This is a genomic window from Pseudomonas sp. 7P_10.2_Bac1 (assembly GCF_025465935.1).
Lineage (GTDB): Bacteria > Pseudomonadota > Gammaproteobacteria > Pseudomonadales > Pseudomonadaceae > Aquipseudomonas.
Map to the genome: position 1 here is coordinate 71,696 of NZ_JANLNV010000063.1, position 12,279 is coordinate 83,974.

The window sequence follows — 12,279 nt, forward strand, 5'->3', positions numbered from 1 at the left end:
GTAAACCCCTGATTACAGACTATTTTCACGATCCGCATCGGCGCTAGGGTCTGGTGGGGTGGCGTTCGCTGAAGTACTGGCGCAAAAACTCGACGGTGACGCGGATTTTGGCGGAGTTGGCGAGCGGGGCGGTGTAGACGGCCCAGATGTTGGCTTGCTGGCGGTAGTCCTGGAGGATGTGCACGAGTTTGCCGTTTTGCAGGCTCTCGCGCACGTCCCAATAGGAGCGCAGCAAGATGCCGCGGCCGTCGATGGCCCATTGGTGGACGACTTCGCCGTGGTTGGCGGACAAGGCGCCCGTCACTTTGACGCTGGCTTCGCCTTCCGGGCCTTGCAGGCGCCACAGGCCGAACGGGTGGTCGCGCTCTTTGATGACCAGGCATTCATGGCCCGCCAGTTCGGACAAGCTGCGCGGCTCGCCGTGGCGTTTCAGGTAGTCGGGGCTGGCGCACAAAACGCGGGCGTTGTTGGCCAGCAGTTTGGCAATCAGGTTGGGGGCGATGTTGTCGCCAATCCGGATGTCGAGGTCGAAGCCTTCTTCGATCAGGTCTACCAAGCGGTCGAACATGTCGAAGCGGATGTCGAGGGCCGGGTAGCGCTGGGACAGTTCTGACAGCGCGGGGCCAACATGGCGACGGCCCAGGCCGAAGCTGCTGATGATTTGCAGTTGCCCGCGCGGCTCTTGGTGCAGGGCCGAGACTTCGTCGCTCATCTGTTCGACCGCATCAAATATATGCAGCGCCCAACGGTAGACGCGCTCGCCGTCGTCGGTCACGGCCACGCGGCGGGTGGTGCGGTGCAGCAGGCGCACGCCGATGTTTTGCTCCAGCAACTGGATGCGTTTGCTGACGTAGGCAGGGGACACGCCCAGTTCGCTGGCGGCGGCGGCAAAGCTGGAGCGCCGGGCCACGACCACGAATACGCGTAGGTCTTCGAGGTTAGGCAGATTATTCACAAAGCGTGTCTTATCCATCATCACTTCGCCTGATTATCTTTCTTTGGTGGCTTTATACCATGGCCCCACTGTCCATTTTCAAGAGTTCGCCCCATGACCAAGACATTCAAAATTGCCGCCATCGCCGGTGACGGTATCGGTAACGAAGTACTGCCCGAAGGCCTGCGCGTCGTGGAAGCGGCGGCCAAAAAGTGGAACCTCGATCTGTCGATTGAAATCATTGAGTGGGCCAGCTGCGACTATTACGAGCGTCACGGGCAAATGATGCCGGACGATTGGTTCGAGACGCTCAAAGGCTTTGACGCGATCTATTTCGGCGCTGTGGGCTGGCCGGACAAAGTGCCAGATCACATCTCGCTGTGGGGTTCGCTGCTCAAGTTCCGTCGCGATTTCGACCAGTACGTGAACATCCGCCCTGTGCGTCTGTTCCCGGGCGTGCCGTGCCCACTGGCGGGCCGTGAGCCGGGTGATATCGATTTTGTGGTGATCCGTGAAAACACCGAAGGCGAATATTCCTCGGTGGGCGGACGCATGTTTGAAGGCACTGAAAACGAATTTGTTCTGCAAGAGTCGGTATTTACCCGACGCGGTGTGGACCGCATTCTGAAGTACGCCTTTGAAGTGGCCCAAGACCGCCCACGCAAGCACGTGACTTCGGCGACCAAGTCCAACGGTATCTCCATCAGCATGCCGTACTGGGACGAACGCACCGAAGCCATGGCGGCCAACTACCCGCAAGTGACGTGGGACAAGCAGCACATCGATATTTTGTGCGCGCGCTTCGTGCTGCAACCCAATCGTTTTGATGTGGTGGTGGCGTCCAACCTGTTTGGCGACATTTTGTCGGACCTCGGCCCTGCGTGTGCAGGCACGATCGGCATTGCACCGTCGGCCAACCTCAACCCTGAGCGTAATTTCCCGTCGCTGTTCGAACCGGTCCACGGCTCGGCGCCGGATATCTACGGGCAAAATATTTCCAACCCGATTGCCATGATTTGGTCGGGCGCACTGATGCTGGAATTCTTGGGCAAAGGAGATGAGCGTTATCAAGCCGCGCACGATGGCATTTTGCGCGCGATTGAAGACGTGATTGCCAGTGGTCCGAAAACACCGGATTTGGGTGGTAAGGCCTCGACGCAAGAAGTCGGTAAAGCCATCGCTGCTGCCCTGGCATGAGCTGATTCCACGGCGTTAGGCAACACCGCACAGTAGACGGTTTGAAAGCCCGCGAAGCCCCCTGAAAACGGGCACTTTCGCGGGCTGTTTGGCGTGTTAAGACAGTTGTTTACTGCGTAGGAAATTTCAACAAATCCAGTTGCAAAAGCCCAAATCTCGGGGCATATTGTTAACCGAAGGATATATGTTAACCAAAGGTTAACGGATTTGATTCAACGAGATTTAAGGAGCTTAAAACAGCTGTAGATGCTGATCTAGAGCCACGCAGTAAGAGAAAAAACTCTCTCTCTGGAGACTTAAATGTCCAATAACAATAAAAAAGATGTCTTTTTGATATCAACTAGCCTGATTGCTGTACTGATTACCGTTGTAGGTCTTGCCGTTTATCCGCAACAAGCCGAAGTCACAGCGAACATGCTGTTTGAGCTGTCTTCTCGTACGTTTGGCACTTCGGTGCAAGTGTTTGTGTTCTGCTGCGCCCTGGTGGTGCTGTACATCGCGTTCAGCAAGTACGGCAACATTCGCCTGGGCAATGGTAAAGCTGAATACCCGACTGTGACGTGGGTGTTCATGTTCATCTGCGCCGGTATGGGCTCCTCGACGCTTTACTGGGGGGTGATGGAGTGGGCGTATTACTACCAGACGCCCGGTTTGAACATTGCACCCGGTTCGCGTGAAGCGCTGGATTACAGCGTCAGCTACTCGTTTTTCCATTGGGGTATCAGTGCCTGGTCGCTGTATGCCTTGTCATCGTTGGCGATGGCTTATCACTTCCACGTGCGTAAGAAGAGCGGCCTGAGCCTGTCTTCGATCGTCGAGGCGGTGACCGGCTTCAAAGCCCACGGTCCGGTTGGTCGGCTGGTTGACCTGGTGTTCCTGCTGACCATGTTTGGCGCCCTGACTGTCTCGCTGGTGCTCACCGCGTCCACCCTGACCCGCGGCCTGTCGGCCCTCACCGGCATGCCTGACACCTTCGTTACGCAGTTGATGGTGATCGGCGTGGTGGCAGTGGTGTTCTCGCTCAGTTCCTACATCGGTATTGCCAGTGGCATGCAGCGTCTGTCGAAGATGGTGTGTGTGGGCGCGCTGGTGTTTGCGGCGGTGGTGCTGGTAGTGGGCCCAACGCAGTTCATCATCAACAACACCGCCAACTCCGTTGGCCTGATGATGCAGAACTACGTGCACATGAGCCTGTTTACCGACCCGCAAGGCGACGGTGCCTTCACCCGCAACTGGACGGTTTTCTACTGGTTGTGGTGGGTGTCCTACGCGCCGGGTGTGGCGATGTTTGTGACCCGTGTGTCCAAGGGCCGCAAGATGAAAGAAGTGGTCGCCGCAATGTTGATGGGCGGCAGTTTTGGCTGCTGGTTCTTCTTCGGCACGCTGGAAAGCTACAGCATGCATCAGTTCATCACCGGCGCGATCGATGTCCCGCGCATCCTGACGGAGCAGGGTGGTGAAACTGCGGTCGAGATGCTTCTGAACGCCTTGCCGTTCGGTCAGATCTTCCTCGGGGTTTACCTGTTCATCATGGCGGTGTTCTGTGCCTCGCACATGGACGCAGCGGCCTACGCCGTAGCGGCCACCAGCACCCGCAACATGCAGGAAGGCCAGGACCCATCGCCGACGCACCGTCTGTTCTGGTGTATCGCCCTGACCTTGATCCCGCTGGCGATGCTGTTTGCCAAAGTATCGCTGTCGACCATGAAAACCGCGGTGGTACTGACCGCGATCCCGTTCCTGGTGATCTTGCTGACCAAGATTTACGGCTTCCTCACCTGGATGTTCAAGGACTACGGCTCAACGCCGGCCTACCTGATCGAGGAAGAGTCCGTGGAGCGGGAACAGAACCTGGATTACGTCGCTCCGTTTGAACACGCGACGCCAACACCGGGTGTTGCACCGAAAGCCAAGGCGGTACCCGCAGCCTTGAGTTAATGGCTACTGAGTGAACCACGCGCAGGCTCCGGCACCACGGTGCCGGGACCTGAGCGGTTTTTTTTGCGTGTCGTGTTAACCATGAGTTTCTTGTTATTCATCGGTTACATAAAAACAGCCCGATACAGGGCGTAATGCACAACCCTCTTAATAGTTTGAGAGAGACAAGAATGAACACAATCGTGAAATTGCCTGCTGACTTCTGCACCAATGCTGACGAAGCTCACACCATCCCGGCGTCCTACTACACCCGTCAGGATGTGTTCGAAGTTGAGAAGGAAAAGATCTTCGCCAACACCTGGATTTGTGTCGGTCACCGCAGCGAAGTGGCCAACAGCAACGACTACATCACCCGCGAAGTGATCGGTGAAAGCATCATCGTCGTGCGTGGCCGTGACAATGTGCTGCGTGCCTTCTACAACGTGTGCCCGCACCGTGGTCACCAACTGCTGAGCGGCAGCGGCAAGGCCAAAAACGTGATCACCTGCCCGTATCACGCCTGGACCTTCAAACTCGACGGCGAACTGGCACACGCGCGCAACTGCGACAACGTGGTCAACTTCGACAAGGAGAACTCCAGCCTGGTGTCGCTGCGCGTCGAGGAATACGCCGGCTTCATCTACATCAACATGAACAACGACGCAGGCACCGTCGAAGAGCAACTGCCAGGCCTGGAAGCACGCCTGCGCGAAGCCTGCCCGGTGGTTGACGACCTGCACCTGGCCGCACGGTTTGTCAGCGACACGCCTGCCAACTGGAAGTCCATCGTCGACAACTACCTGGAGTGCTACCACTGCGCCCCGGCTCACCCTGGCTTTGCCGATTCGGTGAGCGTGGACGAGTACTGGCACACCCTGCATGGCACCTGGACACTGCAGTTCGGTCACGCCAAGTCGTCGGAGAAGTCCTTCAAGTTCGACGAGTCGATCAAAGACCCGTCCTTCAGCGGTTTCTGGGCGTGGCCGTGCACCATGTTCAACGCGCCACCCGGTGGCAACTTCATGACCGTGATCTACGAGTTCCCGGTGAGCGCTGGCGTGACCATGCAGCACTACGACATCTACTTCCTCAACAAAGAGATCACCCCGGAGCAGCAATCGCTGATCGAGTGGTACCGCGATGTGTTCCGCCCAGAAGACCTGCGTCTGGTCGAAAGCGTGCAACGCGGCCTGCAATCGCGCGGCTACCGCGGCCAAGGCCGAATCATGGCTGACCGTCAGCGCAGCGGCATGAGCGAACACGGCATCGCGCACTTCCACAACCTGATCGCCGTGGCCCACCTGGACGACTGATCTGCCTGGCGCCGCAGCTCTGCTGCGGCGCTCTGGTCCTATTAAGAGGAGTGTCCTGCGTGCAGCTCAAAGACCCCCAATTATTTCGTCAACAGGCTTTTATTGCTGGAGCCTGGGCAGATGCCGACAGCCGTCAGACGGTCGACGTGACCAACCCGGCCCAAGGCCAACTGCTGGGCAACGTGCCGTTGATGGGCAGCGCGGAAGCGATTCGCGCCATCGAAGCCGCCGATGCAGCGCTGCCTGCCTGGCGCGAACGCACAGCCAAAGACCGTGCGCAGATCCTGCGTCGCTGGTTTGATCTGATCCTGCAACACGAAGATGATCTGGCCCGGATCATGACGCTGGAGCAGGGCAAGCCACTGCACGAAGCCGTCGGTGAAATTCGCTACGCGGCCTCGTTCATCGAGTGGTTTGCCGAAGAAGGCAAGCGCGTGTATGGCGACGTGATCCCTTCGCCGTCCAATGACAAACGCCTGATTGTGGTCAAGCAAGGCATCGGTGTGTGCGCTGCAATTACGCCGTGGAACTTCCCCGCGGCAATGATCACCCGCAAGGTCGCGCCTGCGCTGGCCGCCGGGTGCACCATCGTGGTCAAACCGGCCAACGAAACGCCGTTTTCGGCGCTGGCACTGGCCGAACTGGCCCAGCGTGCGGGCATACCGGCTGGCGTGCTGAACATCGTCACCGGCGACGCACCGGCCATTGGTGCACAACTCACCGGCCACCCGCTGGTGCGCAAATTCAGCTTCACCGGCTCGACTCCGATCGGCCGTTTGCTGATGAGCCAATGCGCAGAAACCATCAAAAAAGTGTCGCTGGAACTGGGCGGCAATGCGCCGTTTATCGTGTTTGCCGATGCGGATGTCGATGCCGCCGTCGAAGGTGCAATCGCCGCTAAATACCGCAACGCGGGTCAGACCTGCGTGTGCGTCAACCGCTTCTACGTTCACGACGCAGTCTACGACCAGTTCGCCAGCAAGTTCGCCGCCAAAGTGGCCGAACTGAAGGTTGGTCATGGCAACGCGGCAGACACCCAGATCGGCCCGCTGATCACCGTTAAAGCGGTGGACAAAGTCCGTTCCCTGATCGACGACGCCGTCAGCAAAGGCGCGACCTTGCTGCTGGGCGGCCAGGTGCATGCGTTGGGTGAACAGTTCTTCGAGCCGACCGTACTGGGTGACATCAAGAAAGGCATGTTGCTGCTGGACGAAGAAATCTTCGGCCCGGTTGCGCCGCTGGTGCGCTTCCATTCCGACGCCGAAGTGCTGGCCCTGGCCAACGACACGCTGTACGGCCTTGCGGCGTACTTCTACAGCCGTGATATCGGCCACGTGTGGCACATCGCCGAGCAACTGGAATACGGCATGGTCGGCATCAACACCGGGCTGATTTCCAACGAAGTGGCGCCGTTTGGCGGGGTCAAGCAATCCGGTCTGGGGCGCGAAGGTTCCAAGTACGGGATCGAAGATTACCTGCAACTGAAATACCTGTGCCTGGCAGTTAATACCGGGTTTTAAATCAGGCGGCACGCGAGTGCCGCCCTTTACCGCAGTAGAGGTTTTGCGATGGCCAACTCTTATCAAATGCTTGCCGCCCGTGTGATCGGTGTAGAGCAGGTAACGCCGCTGATCAAACGTTTTACCCTGGTACGTCAGGACGGCAAGCCGTTGCCGGACTTCACCGGCGGTAGCCACATCATCGTGCAGATGAAAGACCTCGACGGCCGTCAGCACAGCAACGCCTATTCGTTGATGAGCGACCCGCGTCAGACTGCCAGCTACCAGATTGGCGTGCGTCTTGAAGAGCAATCCAAGGGCGGCTCGGCGTTTATGCACCAGCAGGTTGAAGTCGGCACCGAGCTGATGATTTCGACCCCCAACAACTTGTTCGCCATCGATCCGAAGGCGGGCAAGCACGTCCTGATCGCGGGCGGGATTGGCATCACCCCGTTCCTTTCGCAAGTGCACGAACTGCGTGACGCGGGTGCCGATTACCAACTGCACTACGCCTTCCGCAGCCCCGAGCACGGCGCGTTTCACGACGAACTGAGTGCCGGCCCGCATGCCGATCGCACCCACACCTACGCCGACAGCCTGGGCCAGTCACTTAACCTGGTTGAGCTGATGGGCAACCTGGACAGCGACGCCCACGTGTATGTCTGCGGGCCTAAACCGCTGATCGATGCGGTGATCGCCACCGGCAAGCAGTTGGGCCTGGCCGATGAGCGTGTGCATTGGGAGCAGTTCGCTGCGGCGCCGATCACCGGCGGTGCTTTCACCCTGGTACTGGCTAAATCGGGTCAGGAGCTGCGAGTCGAAGAGGGCATGAGCATCCTCAAGGCCATCGAAAAAGCCAATGTCGACGTTGAATGCCTGTGCCGTGAAGGCGTGTGCGGCACCTGCGAGACGCGCATCCTCGAGGGGCAAGCCGAGCACAACGATCAATACCTGAGCGACGAAGAAAAAGCTGCCCAGCAAACCATGATGATTTGTGTGTCGCGCGCCCGTGGCGAACGCCTGGTCCTGGACTTATAAGCCTCCCTTCCGTGATCGGGCTGAGGGGCGCAGGCGTGTGTGTATAATCGCAGCGCCCTGCGCCTTACGTGATCACGGATATGTCATGACTGAAGATAGCTTTGCCTTTCGTCTGAAGGAGCTGCTCGAACACCACAAAATGACCCTGCAAGCGGTCGGCACAGCCTTGGGCATTTCCCGCACGGCGGTGCACAAGTGGACCCGTGGTGGCGAAATCGACTACAGCAATTTGCGCAAGCTGGCGGACCTGCTCAAGGTCAACTGGGTGTGGCTGCGCTATGGCGAACAGGCGGTGCAAGACCTTCAGGGCGCGGCATCGGTCGAACTGCCGATGACCGATGTGCGGCGCAAATACATCGCGGACATCATGGAAAGCGAAGCGCGCATGACCCTGGCCCAAGAGAACGCCGGGATCGTGACGTGGGAATGGAACCTACTGACCGACGAGGTGTTTTATTCGGCCAACGTCGAGCAGGTGTACGGCTGGCAGGTCAACAGCAACGAAGACTTCTGGCCGCACGTGTTGCCCGAAGACGAAGTGGTCATGAACGAGATGTACCGTGAATGCTTCGCCAACAACACGCCGTACGAATACGACTTCCGCATCTTTCGGCCTGATGGCGAGATGCGCTGGATCTCCTCGCGGGCCATGCCGTTGTGCGACAACGCCGGGCGCCCGGTGAAGATGATCGGCATCAGCATGGATAACACCGCCCGCAAAACCGCCGAACAATCGCTGCGCAAAAGTGAAGAAGCGTTTCGTGCCTTGTTCGAGCTGGCCTGCGGCGCCATGGCGTATGTCGATCTGGACGGCCGCTGGCGGCGGGTCAACGACAGCCTGTGTCAGTTGCTGGGTTACAGCGAACAAGAACTGCGGGCGCTGACCTTCCAGGACGTCACTCACCCCGACGACCTGCAAACCAACCTTGAGCAACTGCAGCAATTACTCGACGGCGACATCAGCAACTACGACCTGGAAAAGCGCCTGCTGTGCAAGGACGGCCATTACATCTGGGCCCACGTGCGCACCTCGTTGCAGCGCAACTCACAGGACGACAGCCCCGAGCATTTGATCAGCGTGATCGACGACATCACCCAGGAACGTGCCGAACGCCAGGCGCTGCTGGCGCGCATCAAACACCTAGAATCCCAGCTCTAAGCGCTGCGAACGCCAACGGCTTGCCTCGCGGTCTTTTAAAAGATCAAAAGATCGCGAGGCAAGCTCGCTCCTGCAAGAAGCCGTTTTCGATTAACTATCTGTGTTTAAACCCCAGTTCAAACAGCGTCCCGCTGTCGTCGCTTTGCACCCGCACTTCACCGCCATGCAGTTGCATGATCGACACCACAATCGCCAAGCCCAGCCCACCCGAATCCCCTGGTTGCGAGCGCGACGGGTCGACTCTGTAAAAGCGGTCGAAGACTTTGCCCAAGTGTTGTGCCTCGATAGCGGTGCCGATGTTATGTACGCCGATCCAGCAATACTCGGCGTCTTCACGCTGCAACAACCTGATCACTGAACCCGGCTCGGCATGCCGCACGGCGTTGGCCAGCAGATTGCTCAGGGCGCGCTGCAGCAGATGCAGGTCTGCTGTCAGCGTCCCGTTGAGCGGGTTGGCCAGGCTCAAGCGGCGGTCCTCGGCCAAGGCATCGAAGTAATCACACAGTTCATCGCCCACGTCGTGCAGGTCCACGGCTTGCAAGTGCAGCGGTCGCTGCCCGTGTTCGGCGCGGGCGAGGAACATCAGGTTCTCGGCCATGCGATTCAGGCGTTCGTACTCTTCAATGTTCGACGCCAGCACTTCCTGATACTCCGCCGGGCTGCGCGCCTGATTCAGGGCCAGGCTGTTGCTGCCCAGCAGGTTGTGCAACGGCGTGCGGATCTCGTGGGCGAGATCGGCCGAGAACTGCGACAGCCGCGCAAAGTTGTCTTCAAGGCGCGTGAGCATGGCATTCAGCGCCTGCACCGGCTCTTTCAGTTCGGTGGGCACAGGGTCGACAGGCATGCGTTGATTCAGGCTGCGCGGATTGATGCCGCGCATGGCCTGCGCCAGTTCACGCAGTGGTTTCAGGCCGCGGCGCAACAGCAGCAGCCCCAGACCAAACGCGAGCAAGGCGCCCAACCCGACCGCCATGTACAGGCGCAGCCGATAACTGGCGAGCATCTGCTCACGCTCTTGCAGATGCATGCCCACGGTCACATTCAAGCGCTCGTGCGCAGGGCCTTCGGCCACGCCGCTCAACAAGGCGATGTTGTCCACTGTCTGGATGTCGCTGCGTTGTGGCGTGTGGTCTTGGCTGAGGGGTTGCACGGGCGGCAGCGTTTGCTGATGCGGGTTGATCGTGATGACCGGGCGGCCATCGCTGTGGTTGACCAGCAACAGGCTGTCACGGTTGCCCAGCATGTTCTGGTACAACCGCGGGCGCTCTTGCAGGGCTTCAAGGCTGTCACTGTCGTGCAGCAGCGCGCGCATACGCTCCAGGCGACCGAGTAACGCCATGTCGTCGCGAAAGCTCAGCTCCGAGGCCAGTGAGCGGTACAGGAATACGGCGATTACGCTGAGCACCAGGGCACACGTCAAGGCAATGGCCAGGGCCAGCCGCCAGGCGATGGACCTATTCATCGGGGGCTTCAAGCTGATAGCCGACGCCGCGCACGGTGTGGATAAGTTTGGGCATGAAGGGGTCGTCGACCTTGGCGCGTAGTCGGCGCACGGCCACTTCGACCATGTTGGTGTCGCTGTCGAAATTCAGGTTCCAGACCTGCGAAGCAATCAAGGTGCGCGACAGCACTTCGCCCTGGCGGCTGGCCAGCAAGTGCAGCAACGCGAACTCCTTGTTGGTCAGGCTGATGCGCTGGCCGCCCCGGCTGACACGACGCCGCAGCACGTCTACTTCAAGATCGGCAATGCTGTACGCCTCGGCCTCTCGCATTGGGCCACGTCGCAGCAGCGTGCGCACGCGCGCCAGTAGCTCGGCGAACGCAAAGGGTTTGAGCAGGTAGTCGTCGGCGCCTAGCTCCAGACCCCGCACGCGGTCTTCGATAGCGTCTTTGGCGGTTAAAAACAGCACTGGCGTAGCGCCGCGTTGGCGGATCAATTGCAGCAATTGCCAGCCATTGAGCCCGGGCAACATCACGTCAAGAATGATCAGATCATAGGCCTGCTGCTCAATAAAATAGCGTCCGTCCAGCCCGTTCAAAGCCACATCCACTGCAAAGCCCGACTCCCTCAGGCCTTTGGCCAGGAACTCGGCCGTTTTGGCTTCGTCTTCCACCACTAACAAACGCATCGCACACCTCGATCAGTCGTTTGAACAGGCTAGGCGTGTTCGCAGATATTGCCTATTACAAACTTGTAATCCAACTGACGAGGTTCTGACGAAGGCCGCTGGTTAAGGTGGCGGCATTCGTAAAGGAACTTGCCGATGATGCTCAAACACCTGTTGTTATGGACTGCGATTGGCTTCGCAGGCACCACCCAGGCCGCGCCAAACTTGCCGCGTCACGCCGACCTGGATTTGGCAACCGCCCGGCAACTGGCCGACGCCGCGCTCCAGCACTGCACTGGCGCACTGAGCGTACTGGACCGGGGCGGTAACGTGCTGCTGGCGCTGCGACCAGAGAGCGTCGGGTCGCACAACTTGTTGGCCAGCCAACGCAAAGCCTACACCGCGCTGTCCAGCAAAACCCCGACCCGGCTGTTTGCCGAGCGCGCGCGCAATAACCCTGAAGCGTCAAACCTCAACTCCATCCCCGAGTTGCTACTGTTAGGCGGCGGCGTGCCGCTGTTTGCTGGCCATGAACTGGTTGGCGCCCTTGGCGTGGCCGGGGCGGGCGGTGCTGAGCAAGACGAAGGCTGTGCAATTAAGGCGGCCCAGCAGACGGGTTTGACCATCCAACGCAATCAACCCTGAGGATCACCCATGAAACGTATAAGAATCACTTTGGCGGCCTTGAGCCTGAGTACGCTTTCGAGCGTGGTGTTGGCTGCCAACCCGTTGAGCGTCCACGTGCTGAACCTGGAAAACGGTCTACCGTCCCCGGGCGTCAACGTCACCCTGGAAAAACACGTGGGCCAGACCTGGCAACTGCTGAACCAGGGCGTGACCAACGAGCAAGGGCGTATTGGCGAGTTGTTTCCGGCTCAAAAGGCGCTTGAAACCGGCGAATACCGAGTGGTGTTCAAGACGGGTGAGTATTTCAAGAAGGAGGGGCGTGACACGTTCTTTCCAGAGATTCCGGTGATTTTCGAAGTCAAAAATGCCGATCAGCATTACCACATCCCGCTGCTGCTCAGCCCTTATGGCTTCTCGACGTATCGAGGATCGTAGGTCACTGACTAACCCCAGTAGGAGCGTGCTTGTCTCGCGTTCGTTTAAAAGA

General features: G+C 59.1%; 11 protein-coding genes. 8 read left to right on the forward strand and 3 right to left on the reverse strand.

Annotated features, from left to right (window positions below):
* Positions 1-43 precede the first annotated feature (43 nt).
* On the reverse strand, positions 44-973 hold the full coding sequence (locus tag NTD86_RS13475; RefSeq protein ID WP_315974749.1) for a LysR substrate-binding domain-containing protein: 930 nt from the start codon (positions 971-973) through the stop codon (positions 44-46).
* Between the two features lie 75 nt (positions 974-1,048).
* Here NTD86_RS13475 and NTD86_RS13480 point away from each other — a divergent pair, with 75 nt between their 5' ends.
* From NTD86_RS13480 to NTD86_RS13505, 6 genes are all read left to right on the forward strand, one after another.
* The gene (locus NTD86_RS13480) at positions 1,049-2,131 is read left to right on the forward strand and encodes a tartrate dehydrogenase (protein ID WP_262202938.1); all 1,083 of its coding nucleotides are present in this window, start codon (positions 1,049-1,051) and stop codon (positions 2,129-2,131) included.
* Positions 2,132-2,431: 300 nt separating this feature from the next.
* The gene (locus tag NTD86_RS13485; RefSeq protein ID WP_262202939.1) at positions 2,432-4,069 is read left to right on the forward strand and encodes a BCCT family transporter; all 1,638 of its coding nucleotides are present in this window, start codon (positions 2,432-2,434) and stop codon (positions 4,067-4,069) included.
* Positions 4,070-4,239: 170 nt separating this feature from the next.
* The gene (locus tag NTD86_RS13490; protein WP_262202940.1) at positions 4,240-5,361 is read left to right on the forward strand and encodes an aromatic ring-hydroxylating oxygenase subunit alpha; all 1,122 of its coding nucleotides are present in this window, start codon (positions 4,240-4,242) and stop codon (positions 5,359-5,361) included.
* Positions 5,362-5,420: 59 nt separating this feature from the next.
* Positions 5,421-6,881 (forward strand): NAD-dependent succinate-semialdehyde dehydrogenase, encoded by a 1,461-nt coding sequence (locus NTD86_RS13495; RefSeq protein ID WP_262202941.1) that lies wholly within the window; start codon positions 5,421-5,423, stop codon positions 6,879-6,881.
* Positions 6,882-6,929: 48 nt separating this feature from the next.
* Positions 6,930-7,898, forward strand: coding sequence for a PDR/VanB family oxidoreductase (locus NTD86_RS13500; protein WP_262202942.1), 969 nt, complete (start codon positions 6,930-6,932; stop codon positions 7,896-7,898).
* Between the two features lie 85 nt (positions 7,899-7,983).
* Positions 7,984-9,057, forward strand: a complete 1,074-nt coding sequence (locus tag NTD86_RS13505) for a PAS domain-containing protein (protein WP_262202944.1) — start codon at positions 7,984-7,986, stop codon at positions 9,055-9,057.
* 94 nt (positions 9,058-9,151) lie between these two features.
* Here the strand turns inward: NTD86_RS13505 and NTD86_RS13510 are convergent, their stop codons facing one another.
* Together NTD86_RS13510 and NTD86_RS13515 are read right to left on the reverse strand one after the other, a co-directional pair.
* A complete protein-coding gene (locus NTD86_RS13510; RefSeq protein WP_262202945.1) occupies positions 9,152-10,519 on the reverse strand; it encodes a heavy metal sensor histidine kinase in 1,368 nt (455 codons plus the stop codon).
* Positions 10,512-11,186 carry a heavy metal response regulator transcription factor gene (locus NTD86_RS13515; RefSeq protein ID WP_262202946.1) on the reverse strand — a complete coding sequence of 225 codons (675 nt, stop codon included), beginning with the start codon at positions 11,184-11,186 and terminating at the stop codon, positions 10,512-10,514. Before NTD86_RS13515 ends, NTD86_RS13510 begins: the two co-directional genes overlap by 8 nt.
* A 135-nt stretch (positions 11,187-11,321) precedes the next feature.
* Here NTD86_RS13515 and NTD86_RS13520 point away from each other — a divergent pair, with 135 nt between their 5' ends.
* Positions 11,322-11,810, forward strand: coding sequence for a GlcG/HbpS family heme-binding protein (locus NTD86_RS13520; protein WP_262202947.1), 489 nt, complete (start codon positions 11,322-11,324; stop codon positions 11,808-11,810).
* A gap of 9 nt (positions 11,811-11,819) precedes the next feature.
* A complete protein-coding gene (gene uraH, locus NTD86_RS13525; RefSeq protein WP_262202949.1) occupies positions 11,820-12,227 on the forward strand; it encodes a hydroxyisourate hydrolase in 408 nt (135 codons plus the stop codon).
* Positions 12,228-12,279: the final 52 nt, after the last annotated feature.

Excerpts from the sequence above, each read along its gene's own strand:
- NTD86_RS13475 (WP_315974749.1), bottom strand. The coding sequence starts at position 973 with ATGGATAAGACACGCTTTGTGAATAATCTGCCTAACCTCGAAGACCTA.
- NTD86_RS13480 (WP_262202938.1), top strand. The coding sequence starts at position 1,049 with ATGACCAAGACATTCAAAATTGCCGCCATCGCCGGTGACGGTATCGGT.
- NTD86_RS13485 (WP_262202939.1), top strand. The coding sequence starts at position 2,432 with ATGTCCAATAACAATAAAAAAGATGTCTTTTTGATATCAACTAGCCTG.
- NTD86_RS13490 (WP_262202940.1), top strand. The coding sequence starts at position 4,240 with ATGAACACAATCGTGAAATTGCCTGCTGACTTCTGCACCAATGCTGAC.
- NTD86_RS13500 (WP_262202942.1), top strand. The coding sequence starts at position 6,930 with ATGGCCAACTCTTATCAAATGCTTGCCGCCCGTGTGATCGGTGTAGAG.
- NTD86_RS13505 (WP_262202944.1), top strand. The coding sequence starts at position 7,984 with ATGACTGAAGATAGCTTTGCCTTTCGTCTGAAGGAGCTGCTCGAACAC.
- NTD86_RS13510 (WP_262202945.1), bottom strand. The coding sequence starts at position 10,519 with ATGAATAGGTCCATCGCCTGGCGGCTGGCCCTGGCCATTGCCTTGACG.
- NTD86_RS13515 (WP_262202946.1), bottom strand. The coding sequence starts at position 11,186 with ATGCGTTTGTTAGTGGTGGAAGACGAAGCCAAAACGGCCGAGTTCCTG.
- NTD86_RS13520 (WP_262202947.1), top strand. The coding sequence starts at position 11,322 with ATGATGCTCAAACACCTGTTGTTATGGACTGCGATTGGCTTCGCAGGC.
- uraH (WP_262202949.1), top strand. The coding sequence starts at position 11,820 with ATGAAACGTATAAGAATCACTTTGGCGGCCTTGAGCCTGAGTACGCTT.